The 24570-nt window shown below is 38.3% G+C and carries 22 protein-coding genes; 9 read left to right on the top strand and 13 right to left on the bottom strand.

Annotated elements, in window-relative coordinates; genetic code table 11:
* The first annotated feature begins 1 nt into the window (after position 1).
* A complete protein-coding gene (locus AA974_RS01550; protein ID WP_025447069.1) occupies positions 2-238 on the top strand; it encodes a hypothetical protein in 237 nt (78 codons plus the stop codon).
* A 395-nt stretch (positions 239-633) separates the two neighbouring features.
* On the opposite strand, the gene AA974_RS01555 is transcribed toward AA974_RS01550, so the two are convergent.
* From AA974_RS01555 to AA974_RS01590, 8 genes are all read right to left on the bottom strand, one after another.
* Positions 634-1443: a flagellar hook-basal body protein gene (locus AA974_RS01555; protein ID WP_064433128.1), complete on the bottom strand. Its 810-nt coding sequence runs from the start codon at positions 1441-1443 to the stop codon at positions 634-636.
* Positions 1444-1497: 54 nt separating this feature from the next.
* Positions 1498-2778, bottom strand: coding sequence for an MFS transporter (locus AA974_RS01560; RefSeq protein WP_064433129.1), 1281 nt, complete (start codon positions 2776-2778; stop codon positions 1498-1500).
* A gap of 248 nt (positions 2779-3026) precedes the next feature.
* Positions 3027-5552, bottom strand: coding sequence for a DNA translocase FtsK (locus AA974_RS01565; RefSeq protein WP_064433130.1), 2526 nt, complete (start codon positions 5550-5552; stop codon positions 3027-3029).
* A complete protein-coding gene (addB, locus tag AA974_RS01570; RefSeq protein ID WP_064433131.1) occupies positions 5549-7903 on the bottom strand; it encodes an ATP-dependent deoxyribonuclease AddB in 2355 nt (784 codons plus the stop codon). Before addB ends, AA974_RS01565 begins: the two co-directional genes overlap by 4 nt.
* Positions 7900-9825: a transketolase gene (gene tkt, locus AA974_RS01575; RefSeq protein WP_064433132.1), complete on the bottom strand. Its 1926-nt coding sequence runs from the start codon at positions 9823-9825 to the stop codon at positions 7900-7902. Before tkt ends, addB begins: the two co-directional genes overlap by 4 nt.
* A 46-nt stretch (positions 9826-9871) precedes the next feature.
* A complete protein-coding gene (locus tag AA974_RS01580) occupies positions 9872-10714 on the bottom strand; it encodes a bifunctional riboflavin kinase/FAD synthetase (protein WP_064433133.1) in 843 nt (280 codons plus the stop codon).
* Positions 10680-11387, bottom strand: coding sequence for a 23S rRNA (cytidine-2'-O)-methyltransferase TlyA (gene tlyA / locus AA974_RS01585; RefSeq protein ID WP_064433134.1), 708 nt, complete (start codon positions 11385-11387; stop codon positions 10680-10682). Before tlyA ends, AA974_RS01580 begins: the two co-directional genes overlap by 35 nt.
* Positions 11387-11902 (bottom strand): hypothetical protein, encoded by a 516-nt coding sequence (locus AA974_RS01590; RefSeq protein WP_064433135.1) that lies wholly within the window; start codon positions 11900-11902, stop codon positions 11387-11389. Before AA974_RS01590 ends, tlyA begins: the two co-directional genes overlap by 1 nt.
* 66 nt (positions 11903-11968) lie before the next feature.
* Between AA974_RS01590 and pyrB the strand changes: the two genes are divergently transcribed.
* The 6 genes from pyrB (at position 11969) to AA974_RS01620 (ending at position 18662) form a co-directional block, all read left to right on the top strand.
* Complete coding sequence (pyrB, locus tag AA974_RS01595; RefSeq protein ID WP_064433136.1) at positions 11969-12892, top strand: aspartate carbamoyltransferase; 924 nt, start codon at positions 11969-11971, stop codon at positions 12890-12892.
* Positions 12893-13188: 296 nt separating this feature from the next.
* Positions 13189-14628 carry an outer membrane beta-barrel protein HofB gene (gene hofB / locus AA974_RS01600; protein ID WP_064433137.1) on the top strand — a complete coding sequence of 480 codons (1440 nt, stop codon included), beginning with the start codon at positions 13189-13191 and terminating at the stop codon, positions 14626-14628.
* A gap of 90 nt (positions 14629-14718) precedes the next feature.
* On the top strand, positions 14719-16374 hold the full coding sequence (locus tag AA974_RS01605; protein ID WP_064433138.1) for an ABC transporter ATP-binding protein: 1656 nt from the start codon (positions 14719-14721) through the stop codon (positions 16372-16374).
* Positions 16368-16991 (top strand): hypothetical protein, encoded by a 624-nt coding sequence (locus tag AA974_RS01610; RefSeq protein ID WP_064433139.1) that lies wholly within the window; start codon positions 16368-16370, stop codon positions 16989-16991. The genes AA974_RS01605 and AA974_RS01610 overlap by 7 nt, the downstream gene beginning before the upstream one ends.
* 3 nt (positions 16992-16994) lie before the next feature.
* On the top strand, positions 16995-17564 hold the full coding sequence (locus AA974_RS01615; protein ID WP_064433140.1) for a restriction endonuclease: 570 nt from the start codon (positions 16995-16997) through the stop codon (positions 17562-17564).
* A 102-nt stretch (positions 17565-17666) separates the two neighbouring features.
* Positions 17667-18662, top strand: a complete 996-nt coding sequence (locus tag AA974_RS01620; RefSeq protein ID WP_064433141.1) for a HoxN/HupN/NixA family nickel/cobalt transporter — start codon at positions 17667-17669, stop codon at positions 18660-18662.
* A gap of 3 nt (positions 18663-18665) precedes the next feature.
* Here the strand turns inward: AA974_RS01620 and AA974_RS01625 are convergent, their stop codons facing one another.
* Positions 18666-19181 carry a flagellar FLiS export co-chaperone gene (locus AA974_RS01625; protein ID WP_064433142.1) on the bottom strand — a complete coding sequence of 172 codons (516 nt, stop codon included), beginning with the start codon at positions 19179-19181 and terminating at the stop codon, positions 18666-18668.
* Between the two features lie 134 nt (positions 19182-19315).
* Between AA974_RS01625 and csd4 the strand changes: the two genes are divergently transcribed.
* Together csd4 and AA974_RS01635 are read left to right on the top strand one after the other, a co-directional pair.
* The gene (csd4, locus tag AA974_RS01630) at positions 19316-20632 is read left to right on the top strand and encodes a DL-carboxypeptidase Csd4 (RefSeq protein WP_064433143.1); all 1317 of its coding nucleotides are present in this window, start codon (positions 19316-19318) and stop codon (positions 20630-20632) included.
* A gap of 159 nt (positions 20633-20791) precedes the next feature.
* The gene (locus AA974_RS01635) at positions 20792-21028 is read left to right on the top strand and encodes a hypothetical protein (protein WP_230380953.1); all 237 of its coding nucleotides are present in this window, start codon (positions 20792-20794) and stop codon (positions 21026-21028) included.
* A gap of 153 nt (positions 21029-21181) precedes the next feature.
* On the opposite strand, the gene copP is transcribed toward AA974_RS01635, so the two are convergent.
* From copP to AA974_RS01655, 4 genes are read right to left on the bottom strand one after another with little or no spacing between them, the layout of a single operon-like run.
* Positions 21182-21382, bottom strand: coding sequence for a copper-binding metallochaperone CopP (copP, locus tag AA974_RS01640; protein ID WP_064433144.1), 201 nt, complete (start codon positions 21380-21382; stop codon positions 21182-21184).
* A complete protein-coding gene (gene copA, locus AA974_RS01645) occupies positions 21383-23608 on the bottom strand; it encodes a copper-translocating P-type ATPase CopA (protein ID WP_064433145.1) in 2226 nt (741 codons plus the stop codon).
* On the bottom strand, positions 23605-24318 hold the full coding sequence (gene pssA, locus AA974_RS01650) for a CDP-diacylglycerol--serine O-phosphatidyltransferase (protein ID WP_064433146.1): 714 nt from the start codon (positions 24316-24318) through the stop codon (positions 23605-23607). Before pssA ends, copA begins: the two co-directional genes overlap by 4 nt.
* Complete coding sequence (locus tag AA974_RS01655) at positions 24308-24568, bottom strand: hypothetical protein (RefSeq protein WP_064433147.1); 261 nt, start codon at positions 24566-24568, stop codon at positions 24308-24310. The genes pssA and AA974_RS01655 overlap by 11 nt, the downstream gene beginning before the upstream one ends.
* Positions 24569-24570: the final 2 nt, after the last annotated feature.

Raw genomic sequence — 24570 nt, forward strand, 5'->3', positions numbered from 1 at the left:
TTTGAATTTTACAGGGGGCTATAGGAGTGGGGTTCAAATTGATAGGAATGCCCCTAAACGCACTTACAAATACACCAAAAAAGATTGCGATTTGATTTTAGGGATAGACACTCGCACAAGCGAATGTTATATTATCCCTATTGAAGACATACAAGAATGGGGCAACGCAAAGAGCTTGTCGCAGCTCCAACACTATAAAGAGAATTGGCAGATTTTGATTGACTTGGCGTTGGAGTAAAAATATAAAATTACATTTATAGATAAGAAAAAAGATCTCTTTAGATATGGTGTTGGTTATGCTAAAAGGGTGCAATCAAATCAGAAAAGAATGACTAAAAGAGAAGTTCTACAATGGCTCTAATTTAATTGAATATCAAAAACATTAAGGGGATTAGAGACCATTGCGGCTCTCTCTAATCATTACAGAAACGGCACCAACTATAGCGTCTCAAACCTTAATGGGAATAATCCTACCACAAACGAGTTTAAAACACAAGAACCACAACAAACTAAACAATAAAAGAGAAAAAATAAACATGCAAACACGCACGCATGAAAATTTTTCACAAGTCAAAGAGACAAAAGAAATTTTTGAAGGCTCACAAGTTGAAAATAACCCTAAATCATTCGTTTTTAAGCTTTTGTAGCGAGTTTGTTGATCGCTTCAGCGTTCATGTCATCTTGATGGGTTTTTAGCACTTTAGAATACATGTCCAAAAAGCGGTTGATTCCAATCAAAGCACTCATTTCACGCACCGCATTGACATTGCTTTTCTCTAGCATGTATTGTCTTAACGCGCCAGAATCAGAGGCTTGATGAACGCCTTCGCCCTGATAAGCATAGAGGTTTTGCCCTATTTTTTTAAGATTTTTAGGTTCGCTAAAACTCACTAAAGCTAATGCGCCTGCTTGAATGGGGGCTTCATTATCCCTAAAAGTGATTCCACCATTTTGATTAATTTCAATTTCAGCGTTAGGCATGAGCATGATCCCCCCTTTTTCGTTCAAGCCCGAACGAGAAAGCACCCTAAAGCCATTAATAGTCACTAAAAAGCCGTCTTTATCAACGCTAAAATGCCCGTCTCTGGTATAAGCGACTCCCTCATTAGTTTGTATCGCAAAATAGAGGTTAGGGCTTGTTAGGGCAAAATCTAGGGGGTTATGCGTTTCTTCAAACGCGCCAAGACTCCTATCCGTATAGATTTCTGATAAAACAGGCACACGATTGAGGTTACGGTTTAAATACTTCGCGCTCGCTTTAGTTTGATCTTCTAAAGGCAGTTGCTCTCGGTATTGTTGGTAAAGCCTTAAAAAATCGCCTGTAATCGCATCGTCTCTTTTAAAGCCATTGGTGTTTAAATTAGCCAAATTATTAGAGGTTAAATCCAAGCGGTTAAATTGTGTCGCCATAGCTCCAGTAGCCGCATAATACCCATTTTGCATGCAAGAATCCTTTTAAAAGAAAAATTATAGCAAAAATCAAATAAAAACCATGATTTATTCCAAATAGGTTTTTTTAGGAAATATGATAACCATAACCATAAAGATAACAATACTCAACATGACATAGCCCACAAACCCCGCTTCAAAACCATGTTGTTTGAATTGCAACGCTACATAACTCGCGCTCCCTCCAAAAAGCGCATTTGCGATCGCATAGGCTAAACCCACGCCAAGCGCTCGCACATGTTCAGGGAATAATTCCGCTTTAACAACCCCAGCAATGCAAGTATAAAAACTCATCGCACTCAATGCAAGCATTTCATAAAATAGGGCTTCATACACGCCAGTGGCATGCTTGATACCATAAAAGACAACGGGCGTTACAATAAGCCCTGCGATAGCAAAAACCATCAGCATTTGGGTGCGTTTGATCCTGTCTGCAAGCATCCCGCATAAGGGTTGTAAGAAGATGAAATAACTGAGCGCTAAAAGCATGATAAAACTGCTTTCTTTAGGGCTGAATGATGAGCTGTTGGTTAAAAAGATTTTTAAATACACCGTAAAAGTATAAAAACACAAACTCCCTCCCATAGTGAGCCCAAAGACTATCATTAAGGCTTTTTTATAGTTGAGTAATTCCTTTAAACTGCCTCTTTCTTCTTTAATAGTGGTTTTGGAAGTGGTTCCGCTATCCATAGTTTCTTCCATGATATTTCTTAAAAAGAGTGAGAATAAGGCTAATATACCTCCTAAAGCGAATAAATAACGCCAAGCAAACGCGCTTATTTGCTCATGCGTGTAAATATTTTCAACGATAAAGAGTGAAAAAATAGCTAAGAGTTGCCCTCCAACTAAAGTTACATATTGAAAAGAGCCATAAAAACCTTTTTTGCCATTCTTGCCCAATTCAGAGAGGTAAGTAGCGACCACGCCGTATTCTCCTCCCACGCTAAAGCCTTGTAAAAGCCTGGCTAATAATAAAAACAAAAACGCCCATTCCCCTACGATTTCTTTAGTGGGGAGCAATGCGAGCAGAAAAGAGCCTAGCGCCATAAGGATAATGGAATACACCATAGAAGTTTTACGCCCCTTTTTATCCCCCAATTTACCAAAAAACAAACTCCCCAAAGGGCGCATGAAAAACCCTAGCATGAAAACTAAAAAAGCTGAGATTAGCGCCAGAGTGGGGTCGTTAGTGTGGGTAAATTCCTTAGCAAAATAAGGGGCAAGGAACGCATAAGCGTAAAAGTCATACCATTCTACTAAATTACCTGAACTAGCGGCTAAAAGGGATTTTAAGGGTTTTTTGGTGGCTTTTTGGGTTTCTGGGTTCATGGCTATCCTTGAACATGAAATTTTTAGGTAATTTTACTAGGAGTTAGGGAATGCACAGATAATATTTGATTAATAGATGAAAGGTCGGTATCAGCGGTAACTTTTTAAAGCGCTTTTGGGGGTTAGGGGGATTTTAAGGGGGTTGTAGGGGGAGAGTTATTTCAAAATACCCCCTATCCCCTTAAAGAAAATGAATTTTAAAAATTAAAAATAATGTTTTTATTGCCAATATCCAATGAAAACAAATCCTAAAAGTTTTGCAAAATCTCTCTGTTGCCCTTGGCGTTTCTTGGGGATAAAAAGCCTTGAGCTTCTAATTCGTCAGTAATGGTAGCGGCTTGGTTGTAGCCGATTTTTAACTGGCGTTGTAAAAAACTCGTAGAAGTGATCTTTTTTTCTAAAATCACCGCTTTAGCCTTTTCTAGAATGTCATCGCCTTGATAGTGAGACGAATCTAAAGGCATGCGCGATTCTTCTAACAAGAAATCTTTATCGTATTCCACCTCTTTTTGGGCTTTAATAAAATCCACGATTTTTTTGATTTCATCTTCAGTGGCAAAGGGGGCATGCAAGCGCACTAAGGCGTTCGCTCCTGGGGGGGTAAAGAGCATATCGCCTCTTCCTAACAAGCTTTGCGCCCCATCGGTGTCTAAAATCACTTTAGAATCAATTTTAGTGCCTACCCTAAAACTCACCCTTGAAGGCAAGTTGGTTTTAATCAAGCCGGTTATGACATCCACGCTTGGGCGTTGGGTCGCTACGATGAGGTGTAAGCCGCTCGCTCGCCCCATTTGAGCGATTCTGGCGATAGGAAACTCCGCTTCTTTGCCCCCTGTCATCATCAACTCCGCTAATTCATCAATCACTACAATCAAATAGGGGAACGCTTCAACGCCATTATTTGGGGCTTGCTCATTATAAGAATCAATGGTTTTAACCTTGTATTCACTCATTAAAGAATACCGGCGCTCCATTTCTTTAGCCACGCTTTGCAAAGCCCCAATAGCTTTTTTAGGGTCGGTGATAATGGGCGTGAGTAAATGAGGAATATCCGCATAAATGCTAAATTCTACCATTTTGGGATCTATCATCACTAATTTGAGATGTTCAGGGGGGTTTTTATAGAGTAAGGATAAAATCATCGCATTCACGCCTACGCTCTTACCGCTTCCTGTCGTGCCAGCGATGAGCAAGTGGGGGAGCTTTTTTAAATCCGTGATGAAAGGGTTACCCACAATGTCTTTGCCTAAAGCTAGAGTTAAGGGCGAGCTGGCTTTTTGAAACAATTCGCTCTCTAAAATTTCTCTTAAATAAATGGTTTGGCTTTGGCTGTTAGGGATTTCAATGCCAACGACATCTTTACCCCTGATAGGGGCTTGAATGCGAATGGATTCAGCGCATAAAGTCATCGCTAAATCATCGCTCAAGCCTAAAATGCGGCTCACCTTAACATTAGGAGCTGGGCGGAATTCAAAAGTGGTTACAATAGGGCCTGAATAAGTGCGGATAATATCGCCATCAATTTTAAAGGTGCGTAGCTTGCTCAATAAATCCTGGATTTTTTGGTCAATCTCGTTTTCATCTAAAGAAGTGTCCTTCAAACAAACCGCATTCAATAATTGCGTTGTGGGAAGCTCATAATCTTTGGGTTTTTGCACTTCGCCATAATCCAATCCGTCTAATATCTCTTTATTTTCGCTCAATTCTTTAACCATAACGGGTTTTTTAGCGCTTGCGGGGGTTATGGGGCTAAAACCTGGAGCGTTTTGCGCCTCTTTTTCTTCTCCTTTTATATTTTCTTCTATCATTTCTTCTTGTGGGCTTTCTTCTTTTATGGGGTGGTTTGGGGCTTTGTGGTTTTCTGTTTTATTGTCATTTTCTGTGTTTAGCACAGGTGCGGGCATGATAGGTTTGAGTGTGGTGGGCATAAGAATTTCTTTTTTAGGCGTGGGTTCTCTTTCTTTAGTTTCTTGTTTAGTTTCTTTTAAAGGGGGTTTAGTGGGATGGGATAAACCATCAAATCGGTTTCTTTTAGGGTAAATGGTGTAATGGGTAGGAGAGTGAGAGGAAATTTGGACTAAGCCTTCTTGTGGCTCTAGAGCGTTTAAAGTCGTGTTATAGGGGGTAGGGATCGCTAGAGATAATTCTTCGTTAGGGGTTTTGTGGTTTAAGGTTTCACCAATAGGGTTTTCTTTTTCTTTATCGTTTTTAGTTTCTTTTTTTTGAATATCTGATGGGGTGTTTTCAAAACCCTCTTTTTTTAGGCTGAAATTAGGGCTAAAGGCTTGCAAGCATTGTTTATAAATCTCTTTTAAAAGGTTTTGTGTTTTGTTGATATAAGGATAAAAAACGCTTTTAGGGGGCAGTTTGAATAAGATCAGATAAGAAATAACTACCATAAGCATTATAAGTGCATAAAACCCAAAGTCCCCTATAAAAGGGCGTAAAAACAAACGCGCGCTGTTGCCGATTTCCCCTTGATTCAACATGCTAGATTGCAAAAAGAGCAAAGATAAAATGCCAAGCAGATGCCCTAAAGCTTTTTCTAAAACGATTTCTGTAAAAGGGTTTTTAGTCTTGTATAAAAGGAATAAAACCCACGCTAAATAGGGTAAATTAATCCATGAAAGATACCCAAAATATTTTTTATTGATTACGGCAAACCACACCCCAAAACGCCCTACTAAACCGCTATTACCTAGCCATGAAGATAGGGTTAAAAACGCTAATAAAACCCCTATAATTAAAGCTAAATAAAGTTTTTTAGATTTCATCGGTTGCACATGTCTTTAAATCGGTTGCACATGTCTTTAAAAGAGCAGTATTCACAATCTTTAACTTCTGGAGTTTTTTCAAAATCAATTTCTTGTTTGAGCTTGGGGATAAGAGAAAATTCCAAATAATCCATTTTAGCCTGTAAATCAGGCCCTTCTTCTTCCAGTAACTTGCCCTTTCTTAAATCATAAAAAAAGGCTTTTATAGGCTCTTTGTAACCCAAATTTTTAAGGGCAAACGCATAAACAGCCATTTGATAATCGGTGCTTATTTGAGCGATTTCTATGGGGCTTAAACTTCCTCTTTGTTTTTCACTCATGTTGTCTAATTTCAAATCGCTTTTGAATTTATAATCCAATAAAATAATCTCATTGTCAGCCGTTTTGTCAATCCTGTCTATACGCCCTTTAAACGCAATGCCTTGAATGGTTGTTTCAAAGCTTTTTTCAAGATCAAGGATTTTGATTTTTGCATTAAAGCGTTCTTTTTCTTTAATATAAAAAGCCTGGATTTTTTTGAGCGCTACAAGAGTGTCTAAACGCTCTTTAGGGGTAATGTTTTTTGTTTTTAATAGCTGAATGAGTCTCTCTTCTAATGCATAGGGGGTTTTATCTTTTTCATAAGCTTCTTTTAAAAGTTCATGGAGCAAACTGCCCACAGCGCTATTACTTTCATCTTTAGGGCTTTCTTTGAAGCGCTTAATGTAGTGGTAGTAAAAACGGCGCTTGCAAGTTAAAAAAGCGTTCAATGAGCTAGCGCTAAAGCTAAAATCTTTAGGGATAGTGGCTTTGATTTCTTCTTCTTGGTAGTCTTTTAGGGGGGTTGGTGCAAAAAGCGTGTAAGCGTCTTTGATAGGCTCTATATACAAATCTAATTCCAAAAGCATGTTAGAGGCTTTTAAAGTTTCGCTCTCTATATAAGAAAGCACCATTTCTTTAGAATTTTTAAAGAGCTGGTAGTAATAGTGTTTTTGCAAATTTTTCTTATCTGATAAAGTGGGGAGATTGAGCGATTTTCTTAAAGCAGAGTTTAAAAATAAATCGCAATCTTTAAGGCTTGGCACGCAAGTTTCATTGAAATCCGCAATAACCACTTTATCAAATTGCATGCCCCTTGTCTCTAAAGTGTCCATGACTCGTATTTTGCCCCCGCTAGAATCGTCTAAACGGAAATTGGCTTCAAATTCTTGTAAATACAAATGCAATAAATCTTTAAGGCTGTAGTTTTTAAGCGTGTCTTTTAAAAGATGAAACTGGTGCATGATTTGAGAATGCGCTTCTTTTAATGGCGCTTTTTCTTTAGAGCTTTGTTGTTCTAAAAGCTGGAGCGTAAGGTTTTCTAAATCTAATAACGCAGACTCACTCAAATTGGAATCGCTTGTTTCTAAAACTTCTAATTTTTTTACAAGCTCTGTATAATAAGGGCTGTTTTTAGCCCCTAAACCCATAGCGAAATTCAAATTATTGTTTTTATCTAAGAGTTTTAAAAAAGGCAAAAAATCCGCATTAGGCGTGATGATCGCCATTTTATTAGGGTCGTTATCTTTTTGCAAATACTCTTCTATGGTTTGTAAAACTAAAGCGCTTTGTTTTAAATAATTGGAGTTGGCGTAAAACTTTGGCTCTATTTTTTGATCATTAAAAGTTTGAGAAAGGATCTTTTGGGTTTTAAAATCAATGGAATAATCGCAATCTGTCTCTAATTTGAGATTCAAAAATTCCAAAAATTTTTGGTTGTATTTATCGCAAGATAGGTGTAAAGTGATGGGCACTAACTTAGTCACTTCTAATAGGCATTGCCTTTCAAAAACACTCATAAAGCCGTCTAAATGCCATTCAATGGAGGAAAAATGCTCAAAAAATTCTTTTAAAATGGCGGGCTTTTCTTGCATGATTTTGTCATAAAAGCCTAGTTCTTCTAGCTTTTTAATATAGCGGTTATAAATCATTTCTAAGACTTCTAAATGCTTTTCATAATCCAAATAAATGTCTTTAGAAGAAAGTTCATTGATCTTGATACAAGCAGAGCTTAACTCATCAAACAAATCAAACAAAAAAGAAGTGCTTTCCAAATACCCCAAAAAGCTATTTTCAAAAAGCAAAAGCCCTTCAAGAACGGATTTTTTTTCTTTAGCGATAGCTTTAATGGTGTCTATCATTAAAATTTGGCGCGCACTGTTAGGGATTTTCTTTTTATTAGGGATGTAAAAAGCCTGTTCAAAAAAACTCCCCATGCTCATCGCATGAGGCAAAAACCCTTCGCCTTGCTCTAAATAGAAATGTTTTAAACGCCTAGTGGAGCTAAAAATAAACAAGGGGGCTTTTTGTGAAAAAAGTTTTTCTAAGTTCATGCGTTGAGTAACTTTTTAGCTTGAGTGGTGATGTTTTCAACGCTAAAGCCGAATTTTTCAAAGAGTTTATCGCCCTTTGCTGAACTCCCAAAAGAATCCATGCAAATGATTTTATCCGCAAAACGATACCACTCTATCGCACGGCTCGCTTCAATCATTAAGACTTTACCCTTAAAGAGTTCTTTAAGATAGCTTTCTTCTTGCTCTATCAATAAATCAAAGCAAGGTGCGCTCACCACTTGAGTGGGGATATTTTCTCGCTCTAAAATTTTAGCGCTCTCTAAAGCCAAAGAGACTTCGCTCCCGCTCGCAACTAGCGTGATAACGGGATTTTTAGCATCATATTTAACATATGCACCTTTTAAAACCTGCTCTTTAGAAATCTCATCAAGCACGGGTAAATTCTGGCGCGATAGAATCAGCCCGCTAGGAGCACTCAAACTTAACGCTACTTGCATGCAAGCTATATTTTCAAAAGCGTCGCTGGGTCTGAAAGCATAGAAATTGGGCAAGGCGCGTAAATGGCTCAACTGCTCTACGGGTTGGTGCGTGGCTCCGTCTTCGCCCACGCCAATGCTGTCATGCGTAAAAATAAAAAGGGCTTTTAGTTTCATTAAAGCGCTCAAACGAATGCTTGGCATTAAATAATCGCTAAACACAAAAAAGGTCGCGCAAAAAGGCACAAACAAGCCATACGCCGCTAAAGCGTTAGTGATAGCCCCCATGGCATGCTCTCTGATCCCAAAATGCAAGTTTTGCCCTAAAGGGAAATCGCCAGAGTGTTTTAACTGCGTGTTATTGGATGGGGCTAAATCCGCACTCCCCCCTAAAAAGCCTTCGCATTCTTTAGCGATAGCGTTTAAAATCATGCCGTTACTCACTCTAGTGGCTAGAGATTCGCCTTTTTTAAAGGTGGGGTAATTGATGGCACTAAAATCAAAATCCTTTAACACATGAATCTTTTCTTTTGCTTTAGGGCTTAAAGATTTTTCCCATAAGGCCTCTAAACTAACGCCTCTAACTTTCACTTCTTCAAAATGCATTTTGTTTTTTGGGCTAATTACAAAGCTTTCATTAGGATTGATTCGAGCGTTTTCTTTGGATCGTTTTAACACTTCTTTGTTTAAAGGCGAGCCATGCGTTTTTTCACTCCCCTCTAAGCCAATAGCCCCCTTACCAATAATCGTATGAGCGATTAAAAGCACGGGTTTGGTGGATTTTTTGGCTTCTTCTAAAGCGTTATGAATCGCTTGATAGTCATGCCCATCGCATTCTAGCACTTCCCAATTTTGCGCTAAAAAACGCGTTTTAACCTGTTCGCTAAAACTAATATTAATAGCACCTTCAATGCTGATCTGGTTGCTGTCATAAATCACAATGAGATTATTAAGGCGAAGGTGCCCGGCTAAAGAAGCGCTCTCATAACTAATGCCTTCTTGCAAATCCCCATCCCCACACAAGCAATAGACTTTATGAGAAATGGCTTCTTTATCTAAAAGGTTTTGAGCGTATTGACTCGCCATGCTAAAGCCCACAGCGTTAGCAAAACCTTGCCCCAAAGGGCCTGTTGTGATCTCAATGCCTTCGGTGTGGTGTAATTCAGGGTGTCCTGGGGTTTTAGAGTGTAATTGCCTGAAACGCTTCAAATCTTCCAAACTCAAATCAAATCCCCACAAATGCAACAAACTATACGCTAACGCACTCGCATGCCCTCCACTAAAAACCAACCTGTCCCTATTGAGCCATTTAGGGTTAGTGGGGTTGAGGTTGAGGTGCAAGCTTAAAACCACCATCACATCGGCTAACCCCAAGCACACGCCCGGATGCCCGCTATTAGCCTTATCTATCATGTCTGCGCACAAAAAGCGAAGCGTGTTAGCCATGCTTTTCAATCGTTCTAAGTCAGCGTTATTAAATCGCATCAAATTTTTCCATTTTTAAGGTTTTTAAAAGCCATTTTAACACAAATTATCTCAAAATCTCTTTGGCTGTTAAGATGTCTTGTTGGATCTGATTTTTAAGCTTTTTTAAAGAAGAAAAGCGCATGTTGTCTCGTATTTTTTGAACCAAACGCAAAGCGATTTCTTTGGGTGGGTTTTCTATGATGGTATCAAGCACATGGCATTCTATGGCGAAATGTTGATCCGTGCTTAAGCGATTGCCTATAAAACTCACGCTTTTTTGATAAATTGGATCTTTTATTTTCACCAAACTCGCATACACTCCAAAACTAGGGAGGATAAAATCTTTAGTCTTTATATTTAAAGTAGGCGCCAATTCTTTATGCCCTAAGCCTTGATCACTAATGACTTCCCCACACACTTCATAAGGCCTGCCTAAGAGCTTGTTAGCTAGAGATAAGTCGCCATGACTTAGGGCTAGTTTTATGATTTTAGAATGCACGCTAATCTCTTGGATTTTCACTTCAGGCACAATAATGGTTTTTTCAAAACGCTCTTTTAAAAATAAAGCGTCATTTTGTCTTTCATGCCCGAACCTGAAATCATAGCCCAAAACCAGGCGTTCTAAATTGGGGAATTTCTTTTTTAAAAGATCTAAAAATTCTAAAGCGTTTAATTGCGAAATTTCTTCTAAATATACAAAAAATAAAGGCATGCCCACGAGTTTAGCACGGTATTTTAGGGGGGTTAAATAGCCTTTCGTGTAATATTTTTTTTCTATGATTAAAAGGGCTTTGGGGTCTTTTAATTCTTTAAAAAGGGCTTGATGCCCTAGATGCAAGCCATCAAATTTACCGATAGCTAGGCTTTTAATCTCAGGCGCGCTTGAAATGGATAAAAAATTCAACATTCCCGTTTTTCCCTTTCACTAAGCTTTCTTGGATCTTTAAGATTTGAAAATCCTTTGTTTTTAAATGGTTTTTAAAGTTTTCTAAAGCGCTTAAAATGGCTTCTTTATCCACAACCACCCCCTTTTTATTGCGTTTTGTTGCTCTGCCCACTTCAAATTGCGGTTTGAAAAGCGCCAAAAATTCACCGCTTAAAGGTAAAATCGTTTCTAAAATACAATATAAAGAAATAAAGCTCACATCACAAAGCACTAAATCAATTTTTTCTGGTGTTTTAAACCTTCTAATATCGCATTCTTCATAACATTCTATGCGCTTATCTTGTTTCAAACTTTCATCTAATTGCATTTTCCCCACATCCACGCAAAGCACCTTTTTAGCCCCTTTTAAAAGAGCCACTTGACTAAAACCCCCTTTGCTCGCTCCCACATCTAAAACAACCTTTTCTGTAAAATCTATAAAGTGATCTTCTAAAAAAGCCCCTAATTTTTCCCCAGCCCTGCTAACGAATAGATTTGCAGCGATGAGTTCAATTTTATCACCCTCTTTAACGATAAAAGAGGGTTTAGAGATGACTATTTGATTGACTAAAACCTGATTTTTTAAAACCAACGCTTTAGCTTTTTCTCTGCTACTCACTAAATGCTGGTTGAATAAGGCGTAATCTAATCGCATTAAAATTGAGGTAAGGGGACTTGATAAGCGAAATTAAAAACAATCTTGCCTAAACTATAGGCATCAAGCTCTAGTTTGGCTTCTTGCACCGCTAAATAATCCAATTTATTAAAAGCGAGTAAAAAAGCTCTACTCCACCTATTCGTGGTTTCTAAAATGCCATCAAATTCATCTTTTGTGATTTCTCGCACCCATAAAGGCTCTGAGCCTATGGGTTTTGTGCCAAAAAGTTCATAAGAAATATAGCCATCATCTATCCAATCGTTATTTTGCGTGAAAATCTCCACTAAAAAATACTCATGGTCATAGTAAGTGCCGCTATCCACATCGTTTAAATGCGTAGCGATAGCCGTGATGATAGGCACATTATCTTTTGTGATTTCGCCTTTCCTACTGGCTTGGATCTTTTTTTCTAAAACTAAGTCTAGCGTGTAAGTCTCTTCATTAAAATTGCTCACACACCCTAAACAAAAGAATAAAAACACCAAAAGTGTTGAGAGATTTTTCAAGCCCATTCCTTGCTAAAACCCATGCCATTTTTAGCTAAAATAAAATCTATATTATAACTAAAAGGGGGTTTTATGCCAAAAAAATGCCGACACTTGCTCCAAACCAGCGATTTAAGCCTAGATGAAATCAAGCTTTTATTAAAAAAGGCGAGCGTTTATGCGAACGATTTTAACGCCGTATCTTTAGAAACAAAAGAAAAAATGCAAAATAAAATCATCGTGGCTTTATTTTTTGAAAATTCCACCAGAACGGTGTCTAGTTTTGAAATCGCAAGCTTGAGATTGGGGGCAAAAATAGTGAAATTAAACATGCAAACAAGCTCCACTTCAAAGGGTGAAACTCTAATAGGCACTTTTAAAAATATCCATGCCATGCAGCCTGATGCTATCATCACACGGCATGCTTTTTCAAGCGCGCCTTTTAAATTAGCCGAGTTTTCACAATGCCCCTTGATTAACGCAGGAAGCGGCACTAGCGCTCATCCTACCCAAGCGTTATTAGACTTGCTCACACTTTATCAGCATTTTGGCAGTTTAGAAAATTTAAAAGGGAAGAAAATCGCTTTTATAGGCGATGTGAAAAATTCAAGAGTGGCTAATAGCAACATTAAATTACTCCAAAGACTAGGGCTTGAGATCATGCTGTGCGCTCCAAGCTCCATGCTCCCTAGCACTTCTTTAAAAACGACGCATAACATTGAAGAAGCGATAGGATTTGCAGACATTTTAATGAGTTTGAGGACCCAAACCGAACGGCACAACGCACCCATTTTTGCGAGCTTGAAAGATTATGGCAACGCTTATTGCATCACCCAAAAACGCCTAGAGGCTCACGCTAAAGATAAAGAGGTAATTATTTTACACCCAGGCCCGGTGCATAGGGATATTGATATAGAAAGCGCGGTGTTAGAAGATAAGCGATCTAAAGTTTTAGAGCAAGTCAAAAATGGCGTGGCAATGCGCATGGCGGTGTTGGAGTTTTTGCTATTAGACTGATCATCAAACTTAAAAAATGCTTTTTGGCATTTTTTACAATCAATATGAGAATTTTCATATTAAAAAAATCAGTTTGGTTATAAGACGGCACAAAAATCCCACTTTGATTAAATTTTGATTTACTTTATCTCATTTTAGTATGAAACTAAAAAAATTTCGTTATAATCTAAAATAGTTGAGCTAATTAAAAGTAAATAAATAGCTTGATTACGCTTCTTTGTTTTTAAATCAGTTAAGAATTGTATAGTCTTTAAATTATAATCTTTAAGATGTATTTGCTATTAACAAGGAAAAAAATGAAAAATAGTACGCCTTTAAAGAATAAAGTTTTTTGTGGGTTATATGTTTTAAGTTTGAGCGCTTCTTTGCAAGCGTTTGATTATAAAATTGAAGTTTTAGCGGAGTCCTTTTCTAAAGTTGGCTTTAATAAAAAAAAGATTGATATTTCTAGGGGGATTTATCCTACAGAGACTTTTGTAACCGCTGTAGGTCAGGGCAATATCTATGCGGATTTTTTATCCAAAGGCCTTAAAGATCAAGGGCATGTTTTAGAGGGAAAAGTCGGTGGCACGCTAGGAGGGGTCGCTTATGATGACACCAAATTCAATCAAGGCGGATCGGTTATTTATAACTACATCGGTTATTGGGATGGCTATTTAGGGGGTAAAAGAGCCTTGCTTGATGGCACGAGTATCCATGAGTGCGCGCTTGGGTCTGATGGCAAGGTGATTGATTCTATAGCGTGCGGGAACGCTAGGGCCAATAAAATCCGCCGTAATTACTTGATGAATAACGCTTTTTTAGAATACCGCTATAAAGATATTTTTTTAGCTAAAGGGGGGCGTTATCAATCCAGCGCTCCTTATATGAGCGCTTACACGCAAGGTTTTGAAATTAGTGTTAAAGTTAAGGATAAAAATGAAGGAAGCCACAAATTATGGTGGTTTAGCTCATGGGGTAGGGCGTTCGCTTATGGGGAGTGGATTTATGATTTTTATTCTCCAAGAACCGTGATTAAAAATGGGCGTACTTTGAATTATGGTATCCATTTAGTAAATTACACTTATGAAAGAAAAGGGGTTAGCGTCAGCCCTTTTTTCCAATTTTCGCCCGGGACTTACTATAGCCCTGGGGTGGTTGTGGGCTATGATAGTAACCCTAATTTTAATGGCGTGGGCTTTAGATCAGAAACAAAAGCCTATGTCTTGCTCCCTGTCCATGCCCCCTTAAAAAGGGATACTTATCGTTATGCTATAAAGGCTGGCATCGCCGGGCAAAGCTTACTCATTAGGCAACGATTTGATTACAATGAATTCAATTTTGGGGGAGCGTTTTATAAAGTATGGAAAAACGCAAACGCTTACATAGGCACGACAGGAAACCCTTTAGGCATTGATTTTTGGACCAATAGCGTTTATGATATAGGGCAAGCGATAAGCCATGTGGTAACCGCTGATGCCATCTCTGGTTGGGTTTTTGGTGGGGGCGTGCATAAAAAGTGGCTGTGGGGGACTTTATGGCGTTGGACTAGCGGCACCATCGCCAATGAAGCGAGCGCGGCTGTTAATGTGGGCTATAAGATCAGTAAGAGTTTGACAGCGAGCGTGAAATTAGAATATTTAGGCGTGATGACGCATGCAGGCTTTACGGTAGGGAGTTACAGGCCCACGCCCGGCTCTAAAGCGCTTTATTCAGACAGGAGCCATTTGATGACAACTCTTAGCGCTAAATTTTAATCAATAGCTTTAAGCTGTTTATTAAAGCGTTAAAAATCCCTTAATAAAAACACTATAATACGAGTTTAATCAAATCCAAAGGTTAAACATTTGAAACTCTTTTTCAGGCGTTATTCTAAATATCTTAAAGAGCATTATAAAAGTTTTATAGTGGTTTTATTTTCTTCTTTAGTGGTGGCTTTAAGCACGGCTTGGGGGACTTATTTAGTCAAGCCTACTTTAGATGAAATTTTTATCAATAAAGACACTCACATGCTCAAAATCCTGCCTTTTTTGGTGATTTTGGCGTATTTGGGCAAGAGTGGGGGCATGTATTTAGGCACTTATTTCACTAACTTTATCGGGCTTGATATTGTCAAAAAAATACGCAACATTATGCTAGAAAGCCTTCTAAAAATGGAAATGGTTTTTTTTAACAGGACTAAAAAGGGCGAATTGATCGCAAGGATCACCAATGATATAGGTGTGATTAGAGCGAGTTTGTCCAATTACCTTTCAGAGAGCATAAGAGAGGGGCTAACGATTGTTGGATTAGTGGGGGTGGTGATCTATCAAAGCCCTAAATTAGCGCTAGTGGGGCTAGTGATCATGCCGCTAGCCGCCATTCCTATCAGCAAAATCATTCGTAAGGTTAAAAAACTCGCTAAATCCCATCAAGAGAGTAACGCCAAAATCACCGCTCGTTTGAGTGAAGTCTTTAACAATGTGGAAGCGATTAAAATCTCTAATGGCGAAAAATTAGAGCATAAGGCTTTTGTGAAAGAAAATGAAGCGTTTTTTAAAATCGGTATCAAAAACATCGCCGTGGCTGAAATTTCTTCGCCTTTAATGGAGTTTTTAGGCTCTATCGCTATAGCGTTAGTGATTTATTTAGGGGGGAATGAAGTGATTAAGGGTCATATTAGCGTGGGGGCGTTTTTTTCTTTCATCACGGCCCTTTTTATGCTCTATACGCCGATTAAACGCTTAACTAGGATCGCTTCTAATTTTCAAGAAGCCTTAGTCGCTAGCGATAGAATCCATGAGATTTTAGAAAGAGAGCCAGCTATTGTTGATGGGGAATTAACGCTAGATAACGCTATACACACCATAGAATTTAAAAAGGTATGGCTAGCTTATACGCTAGATAATCAAGAGCGTTATGTTTTAAGCGATATTAGTTTGAAATTCCAACAAAATGAAATCATCGCTTTAAAAGGCGAAAGCGGGAGCGGTAAAAGCTCATTAGTGAATCTAATCTTACGCCTTTATGAGCCAAGCAAGGGCGAAATTTTCATCAATGATCAAAAAATTGAGAGCATCACGCAAAAATCCTTAAGAGAAAAGATTAGCGTTGTCACTCAAAGGGTGTTTATTTTTAACGGGAGCGTGGCTGAAAATGTGGCGTATGGTTTAGAAATTGATGAGGTAAAAATCAAAGAATGCCTAAAAAAAGCTCAAGCCTTAGATTTTGTGGAAAAAATGCCTCATGGGATAGAGAGTGTTTTAGATGAATTTGGTGCTAATCTTAGCGGCGGTCAACGCCAAAGAATCGCCATTGCAAGAGCTTTGTATAAAGACGCTCAAGTTTTAATCTTTGATGAAGCCACTTCCGCTTTGGACAATAACACAGAAGAGAGCATCAAACAAAGCATTTTAGAATTGAAACAAAATCGCTTGATCATTCTCATTTCGCACAACCCAAGCACGCTAGAATTAGCCACTAAGCATGTGAAATTAGAGCATGGGCGTTTGACAGAATGCTAAGGATTTTAAGCGTTGGTGTTGTTTTTATTTTACTAGGGTGTCAGTTTTTCAACAAAATAACGCTGCATTTAAAATATAAAGATTACCCCAAAAACAGCACTTTAAAAACCGCTTTCACTTTAAGTTCTCCTAAAATCTTTTTTAATGCCCGTTTTGTGCCGCCCTTTTACCAAAAAGAATTTAAAAAAGCGCTCACCCGACAAATCGCTTATTTTTTAAAAGATAAAAGCGCTTTCACTCTCAATGTTTCAGGCAATGTTTTTTTTTCTTTTGAAGAGAGTCCTAAAAATTTAAAAGCCATTAAAGAAAGGCTTAAAAAGACGATTGAGCCTAACGCTGACCCAAAATCCGTCATGCATTTTTTAAACCTTCAAGCGAGCTTGATTTTAGAATGCGTCCCACAAACCACTTGCCCGTTTGACACCCTTTTAATCCCCACCGCTTTCAGCGTGCCTGTTTATTACGCTAATCGTTTGGGCGATAACCCCTCTCTTTTTTCCCAAGAGGATAAATCCTACCATAACGCTTTAATCAAAGCCCTCAATAAGGCTTACTATTCTCTTATGGAGGGTTTAGAAAAGCGTTTGAACGCTACAGAAAATGCACAATGGCTTTAAGGCATGAAAAAGATTGTATTTTTTATTTTTGTCATTTTGTTTTCGGTAGGGATTGATTTAGCGTGGCATGTTTTATTGGAAAAAGCCCTAGAATTGGAATTAGTAACATCAGCTAATGATTTGCTTTTAAAATTGTTGGCGATTCTTGGCGTTTTTTCAATGTTAGTGCTTTTTCAAGGCGTTATTTCTTCGTATAAGAAGCGCCAACTCAAACACGCTTTACAAAAAATAGACGCCATGAATGGCTTTGAATTTGAAGAATATTCCAAAATCTTTTTCACTTCAAAGGGTTTTGAAGTGAGCATCACGCAAAAAAGCGGCGATTATGGAGCGGATTTGATTGTAGAAAAAGACGGCATCAAGTGGGCAATTCAAGCCAAACGCTACTCGCATAAAGTTTCGCCCAAAGCTATTCAAGAGGTGGTCTCTTCTAAAGCTTACTACGCTTGCGAAAAAGCTTGTGTGATCACCAATAGCTATTTCACACAAGCCGCTCAAAAACTGGCTCAAGCTAATGGAGTGCTTTTGATTGACAGAGACGAATGGATCAAATTTTTGGGTGGGGAAAATTAATCTACTGCAGAAAATGATCAAAAAACAAATCCTAAAATTTTCTAATTTAACAAAATATATTACAATTATCTAAAAAATACTATTTTTACAAAAAGGCACGCTGTGAAATTGTGGTTTCCTTATTTTTTAGCGATTGTGTTCTTGCATGCATTAGGTTTAGCGTTGCTCTTTATGGCCAATAACGCTTCGTTTTATGCGGCGGCGTCTATGGCTTACATGCTAGGGGCAAAGCATGCGTTTGATGCTGATCACATCGCTTGCATAGACAACACCATCAGAAAGCTCACCCAACAAGGCAAAAACGCCTATGGTGTGGGGTTTTACTTTTCTATGGGGCATTCAAGCGTGGTGATTTTAATGACCATCATCAGTGCGTTTGCGATCGCTTGGGCTAAAGAGCATACGCCGATGCTAGAAGAAATAGGGGGGGTAGTGGGGACTTTAGTTTCTGGGCTTTTTTTGCTCATTATAGGGCTGTTGAATGCGGTTATTCTGGTGGATTTATTAAAAATATTCAAAAAATCGCATTCTAATGAAAGCTTGAGTCAGCAACAAAATGAAGAGATTGAACGGCTTTTAACGAGTAGGGGCTTACTCAATCGCTTTTTTAAACCCTTGTTTAATTTTGTTTCTCAATCGTGGCATATTTATCCTGTGGGTTTTCTTTTTGGGCTGGGTTTTGATACCGCTAGTGAAATCGCGCTTTTGGCTCTCTCTAGCAGTGCGATTAAAGTGAGTGTGGTGGGCATGCTCTCTTTACCCATTCTTTTTGCCGCTGGCATGAGTTTGTTTGACACTTTAGATGGGGCGTTCATGCTCAAGGCGTATGACTGGGCGTTCAAAACCCCTTTAAGAAAAATCTATTACAATATCTCCATCACCGCCTTAAGCGTTTTTATCGCACTTTTTATCGGATTGATTGAACTTTTTCAAGTCATTAGCGAGAAACTCCATTTAAAATTTGAAAACCGCCTTTTAAACACCTTACAAAGTCTAGAATTTACAGACTTGGGCTATTACTTGGTGGGCTTATTTGTAATAGCGTTTTTAGGCTCATTCTTTTTATGGAAAATCAAGTTTTCTAAATTAGAGAGCTAGATTTTAAGCCCTCAAATTATCGCTTAACAAATCTTTAAGGCTTTTATTTGAAAAACTTGGCATAAAGGCTTTAGGGTTTGAAAGGCTTTCGCTCAAATAACCTAATAATTCCTTAATTTCGTTTAATTTTTCTTCCAAATAAGCTTGAAATTCGCCCGCATTTTCCAATAAATTCAAAGGATTAGCCACAATCATGGAAAAAACTTCGTCATTGATTGCAATGTTGAGCTGGGTGTCAAACAAAGGGGAGGCTAAAAACTGGCAATTTTTTACAATTTCTTGCAATTCCTGTTTAATGATAGAAGCTTGCAAAGCGTCTTTATCTTCTAAACCCATGCTCTTATTGAAAAGCTTTTTGCAAGCGATTTGCAAGATTTGTAACGCTCCAACGCTCTCGTTTATATTTTTCATGTCCCTGCTGAATTTGGCGATTTGTTGGGATTTTTCTATCGCATTGGTTTTAAAATCGCTTGTTTCAACACCGCCCAAATGCTTTTGAAGAGTTTTTAAAATATCCATAAAAAACCTTTTAAATAGAATTAATTATTCACAAGCATTTTTCGTTCCTTTTTATGAAAACTTTAAAAAACACCCTTAAAAAGGTTTTTAGGTATAATTAGCGATCTTTTAGTTTCAAATAGTAGAGAGATTGGATGAAAAAAATATGGCTTTTAGTGTGGGGCTTGTATTCTTTGGTGTTTTTGCATGCGATAGAAACGATAGAAAAAGCCCCTATAGATGTAGAGGATAGAGACAAAGCCCCCCATTTGTTGCTTTTAGCAGGGATTCAAGGCGATGAGCCTGGAGGGTTTAATGCGGCTAATTTGTTTTTAATGCACTATAGCGTTTTAAAAGGCTTGGTTGAAGTGGTTCCAGTATTGAATAAGCCTTCCATGTTAAGAAATCATAGGGGCTTGTATGGGGATATGAACCGCAAATTTGCCGCTTTAGACAAGAATGACCCTGAATATCCCACTATCCAAGAAATCAAATCTTTGATTGCAAAACCCAATATAGATGCCGTCTTGCACTTGCATGATGGCGGTGGGTATTATCGCCCTGTTTATGTTGATGCGATGCTCAATCCTAAGCGCTGGGGGAATTGCTTTATCATTGATCAAGATGAGGTTAAAGGGGCGAAATTCCCTAACCTGCTTGCTTTTGCAAACAATACGATTGAGAGCATCAACGCCCATTTATTGCACCCCATTGAAGAGTATCATTTAAAAAACACGCGCACCGCACAAGGCAATACAGAAATGCAAAAAGCCCTAACTTTTTATGCGATCAATCAAAAAAAGAGCGCTTTTGCCAATGAGACCAGCAAAGAGCTCCCTTTAGAATCAAGGGTGTTTTACCACTTGCAAGCCATTGAGGGCTTACTCAATCAGCTCAATATCCCTTTTAAGCGCGATTTTGAGCTTAACCCTAGCAGCGTGCATGCCCTAATCAATAATAAAAGCTTGTGGGCAAAAATCAGCTCTCTGCCTAAAATGCCCCTTTTTAACTTGCGCCCTAAACTCAATCATTTCCCCTTACCCCACAACACTAAAATCCCACAAATCCCCATAGAGAGCAACGCTTACATTGTGGGGCTAGTCAAAAACAAACAAGAAGTGTTTTTAAAATATGGCAATAAGCTCATGACACGATTATCGCCTTTCTACATAGAGTTTGATCATTCTCTAGAAGAAGTGAAAATGCAAATTGACAATAAGGATCAAATGGTTAAAATAGGGAGCGTGGTTGAAGTGAAAGAGAGTTTTTATATCCATGCTATTGACAATATCCGCGCGAATGTGATTGGCTTTAGCGTTTCTAATGAGAGCAAGCCTAATGAAGCGGGTTATACGATTAAATTTAAAGATTTTCAAAAACGCTTTTCACTGGATAGGCAAGAAAGGATCTATCGCATAGAATTTTATAAAAACAACGCGTTTAGCGGGATGATCTTAGTGAAATTTGTGTAGGAATGACTAAATCTTACCAAAACTCATAGCGTTTTTAAGGCAACGCATGATAAAATACGATAGCGACAAATATACTTATGCTAGACATTAGAGGTCTTTATTTATCATTACCTGACTTAAAAAAGAGGCTATGCGGAATGAGAAATAAGCCTTAATACCATGCATTCATTAGGAGGAATGCATGCGATAATCCAAAAGGGCGTGGATAACTTAACGGAGCGATTAGACAATGACTTAAAAGATGGTGACTCTCGTGTTTATGTCCCTATTGGATCCATTTCTCGCTTATACGGTGTTGGCAATATGAAACCTAACGAGCTATGCCTATTGCTTGTTGAAATGTTTGGAGATATTCGTTCGCAATCCAGAAACAACAAAAACAAAAGGAAAAAGTGATAGTTTTTTCTCTTATCGTTATGATAAACCACCATTGAAAGGCGTAAAAACACCCCAAACAAACCCAAATATTAAAAGACAACAACCCTTTTGAATGTTGCAGTATCTGGATTATTTTTGCATCAAACCACCTTTATCATTAATCCGCTACTTCTATATCACCTCTTGCCCAGCATCCAATAAAGCTTCTTTGATCAAATCTTGTGTCGCTGGGGCGTCAAATTCTACAACCACGCTCTTTTTTTCCACGCTCACATCAATAAAGCTCACGCCGTCAATTTCGCCCACAAATTTTTCAATTTTATCCACGCAATGGTTGCAAGTAATACTTGGCACTTGAAAAGTTGCTTTCATTCAATGATCCTTAATTTTAAAATTCCTTAGCCTTTGGGAGTTTAAGACCACACTCACAGAGCTTAAACTCATCGCTAAACCCGCAATCGCCGGGCTTAACATGATATTAGCCTTATAAAGAACCCCGCAAGCTAAAGGGATAAATACGCTATTATAACAAAAAGCCCAAAACAAATTTTCTTTGATATTTTTAATGGCCGCCTGGCTTAATTGGATCACACTATAAACCGATTTAATATCGTTATTAAAGCTCACAATATCCGCTGCTTGCACGCTCACATCGCTTCCTTTAGCCATCACCACCGCCACATCGCTCATAGCAAGACTAGGAGCGTCATTCAAGCCATCGCCCACCATCATAACGATCTGCCCTTTTTCTTTAAGCTCTTTAATCTTATTGAGCTTGTCTTGTGGTTTAGCGTTGCTGATATAACTATCAATCCCTAATTCAAGCGCGCATTTTTTGACATTTTCCCTATTGTCCCCGCTTAAAAGAAGGGTGTTAATGCCTAAATTTTTGATTTGAGCGATATGTTCTTTCACGCCTTTTTTGGGCAAATCTTCTAAAACAAACACCCCTAAAAGCTCGTCTTCTTTTTCGTTGATTACTCTACCTACAAACACTAAAATCCCGTTTTCTTTAATTTCTAGCGTGTTAATAGGGTTAAAAAACTCGCTATTACCTACTTTAATGATCTCTTTAGCGCCTTGATAATCTGTTTTAGCGCTAATGCCAAAACCCGTTTTCACTTTAACTGCACTCATTTCTTTTAAGGGGGCGTTATGCTCTTTTGCGTATTCTACAATCCCTTTAGCAATGACATGTTCGCTGCTCTTTTCAATACTGCTCGCTAAACTCAATAACTCTAATAATTCTATTTTAGAATGAACGCTTTTAACGACAGGCTTGCCGTTAGTGAGCGTGCCGGTTTTATCAAAAACGATCGTATTGACCAGTCTTGCTTTTTCTAGACTTTTAGCGTCTTTAAAAAATAATCCTAAAGAACTCGCTTTTTGATTCGCTACTAAAATGCTCATAGGCGTAGCCAATCCTAAAGCGCAAGGGCAAGAAATCACTAAAACCGATACAAACACTTCTAAAGCGATTCCAAAATTCCACCAAAAATCAGGCTTAGGCGCGATGATGAGCCACACCACAAACGCTAAAATAGCGATAGCGATCACGCTTGGCACAAACACGCTTGAAACCTTATCCGCTAAGCGAGAAATCTCTGCCTTTGAGCTTTGAGCGTTATGGATCATTTCTATAATTTGAGACAAGGTGCTGTTTTTGTTATTTTGCGTGGCTTTCATTAAAAAACTCGTGTGGCTATTGAATGTCCCTGAAAAGACTTTATCGCCGACTTTTTTATAAACTGGCAACGCTTCACCGCTTAACATACTCTCATCTAATTCCCCTTCGCCCTCTATAATTTCGCCATCCACCGCAATAGCGCTTCCAGGGAGAACTTTCAAAATATCCCCCACCACAATGCTATCCACTAAAACTTCAATCTGTTGGTTATTTTGCATTTTAAGGGCGGTTTTTGGGGCGTTTTTCATCAAGGCTTGCATAGCGTCTAACGCTTTGTCTTTAGAAACATTTTCAATGCGTTTGCCCACCATCACAAACATTAAAATTACGCACACGCTTTCAAAATAATAATGTCCGTAAGACCACTGATTGGTATAAACGAAATACAATTGCCACAGGCTTGAAATTAAGGCAGCGCTTGTGCCTATGGCGATAAGGCTACTCATGTTGGGTTGTCTGTGCCATAAGGCTTTAAACCCTTGAATGTAAAAATCCCTCCCCAAATGCATGACAATGAGAGTGCCTGTAAGCTGTAAGCAAGCGTTTAAAAAATTACTATGATTGTTAATCGTAAGCAAGCTTTTGGATAAAAGGCTGGGACTAAGCATCGCCCCCATAGAAAGATACACTACAAGAAGCGTGAAAATGACCGCCAACGCTAATTTAATATTAGGGCTAAGAAATTCTTTTTTTTCTTTTTCTAGAGTTTTTTTAGGGCTATAACCTAGCTTTTCAATGAGTTTAAAAATTTCATCTAAATTGGTTTCGTTTTCGTTAAATTCAATGTTAGCGCTCTTGTTTAAAAGGCTCACTTCTATTTTTTTCACAAAACTCTTACGCCCTAAAGAGCGTTCAATCCCACTAGAACACGCCGTGCAAGTCATTCCCTCTATGTAAAAAGATTCTTTCATGCGTTCTTATTCTTACTAAAAATAATTTTTACCATTAAAAAGAGCCACCGAATGATGCCATAAATCAAATACAACCCCATAAACACGCTTAAAGCCTCTAAAGGGCGCACAAACACTAACGATAAAAAAATCAACACTAAGATGAAAAGCTTGAGGTTCCATTTGACTTTTTTAAAATTAGGGTAGCGGATATTGCTCACCATAAGCACCCCCAATAAGACAATAAAGCCTAAAAATAACTTTTCCGTATTTCCTTCTAAAAAATGGTACTTGTCATCCAATAACACACAAAGCACCACCAATACCGCCGCAGCAGGAATAGGGATACCGATGAAAGAATAGGGGTCGCTTGTGTTGGTGCTGATATTGAATCGCGCCAATCGTATCGCTCCAAAAATCACAAACAATGCACTCACCGCCATGCCTATGCGTCCAAAGTTATACCCCACATAAAAGTAAGTGATTAAGCTCGGGGCCACTCCAAAAGCCACCACATCAGCTAAGGAGTCAAATTCAATACCAAACTTGCTAGTGGTGTTGGTAAGCCTTGCGACACGCCCATCAAGCCCATCTAAAATAAGGCTCGCTACCACTAACCAACACGCCATGACAAATTGATAACTGGAAGCGTAAAAAATACTCATCATGCCTAAAAAAATACTGCTAGCGGTAAAAAGATTAGGGAAAAGATAGAGAGGGTTAATAGGCATTAGAGACTCTTTTCAACTTGGCTTGGTATTTTAGAACAGGAATAAAAACGATTTTAAAATCAATTGCAAGAATAAAAATCTTACAAGCGTTAAAAAACTTACAAAAAAAGAGCGTCAGAGCAAACGCTTTATAACGCTGTTGATAAGCATGAGTTTTTAGAAAACAAAACCTAAAAAAAAGCTTTAAACAAACAGAATGTTTATAATAAGGCTTTAAACCCTTATCAAAAATCTGCTTGTAAGCCCACACTC

Origin of the sequence: Helicobacter pylori (genome assembly GCF_001653475.1) — a bacterium.
Lineage (GTDB): Bacteria > Campylobacterota > Campylobacteria > Campylobacterales > Helicobacteraceae > Helicobacter > Helicobacter pylori_CM.

Coding starts and splice junctions, on each gene's coding strand:
- AA974_RS01555 (WP_064433128.1), bottom strand. CDS start 1,443: ATGCAAAATGGGTATTATGCGGCTACTGGAGCTATGGCGACACAATTT.
- AA974_RS01560 (WP_064433129.1), bottom strand. CDS start 2,778: ATGAACCCAGAAACCCAAAAAGCCACCAAAAAACCCTTAAAATCCCTT.
- AA974_RS01565 (WP_064433130.1), bottom strand. CDS start 5,552: ATGAAATCTAAAAAACTTTATTTAGCTTTAATTATAGGGGTTTTATTA.
- addB (WP_064433131.1), bottom strand. CDS start 7,903: ATGAACTTAGAAAAACTTTTTTCACAAAAAGCCCCCTTGTTTATTTTT.
- tkt (WP_064433132.1), bottom strand. CDS start 9,825: ATGCGATTTAATAACGCTGACTTAGAACGATTGAAAAGCATGGCTAAC.
- AA974_RS01580 (WP_064433133.1), bottom strand. CDS start 10,714: ATGTTGAATTTTTTATCCATTTCAAGCGCGCCTGAGATTAAAAGCCTA.
- tlyA (WP_064433134.1), bottom strand. CDS start 11,387: ATGCGATTAGATTACGCCTTATTCAACCAGCATTTAGTGAGTAGCAGA.
- AA974_RS01590 (WP_064433135.1), bottom strand. CDS start 11,902: ATGGGCTTGAAAAATCTCTCAACACTTTTGGTGTTTTTATTCTTTTGT.
- pyrB (WP_064433136.1), top strand. CDS start 11,969: ATGCCAAAAAAATGCCGACACTTGCTCCAAACCAGCGATTTAAGCCTA.
- hofB (WP_064433137.1), top strand. CDS start 13,189: ATGAAAAATAGTACGCCTTTAAAGAATAAAGTTTTTTGTGGGTTATAT.
- AA974_RS01610 (WP_064433139.1), top strand. CDS start 16,368: ATGCTAAGGATTTTAAGCGTTGGTGTTGTTTTTATTTTACTAGGGTGT.
- AA974_RS01615 (WP_064433140.1), top strand. CDS start 16,995: ATGAAAAAGATTGTATTTTTTATTTTTGTCATTTTGTTTTCGGTAGGG.
- AA974_RS01625 (WP_064433142.1), bottom strand. CDS start 19,181: ATGGATATTTTAAAAACTCTTCAAAAGCATTTGGGCGGTGTTGAAACA.
- csd4 (WP_064433143.1), top strand. CDS start 19,316: ATGAAAAAAATATGGCTTTTAGTGTGGGGCTTGTATTCTTTGGTGTTT.
- AA974_RS01635 (WP_230380953.1), top strand. CDS start 20,792: ATGCATTCATTAGGAGGAATGCATGCGATAATCCAAAAGGGCGTGGAT.
- copP (WP_064433144.1), bottom strand. CDS start 21,382: ATGAAAGCAACTTTTCAAGTGCCAAGTATTACTTGCAACCATTGCGTG.
- copA (WP_064433145.1), bottom strand. CDS start 23,608: ATGAAAGAATCTTTTTACATAGAGGGAATGACTTGCACGGCGTGTTCT.
- pssA (WP_064433146.1), bottom strand. CDS start 24,318: ATGCCTATTAACCCTCTCTATCTTTTCCCTAATCTTTTTACCGCTAGC.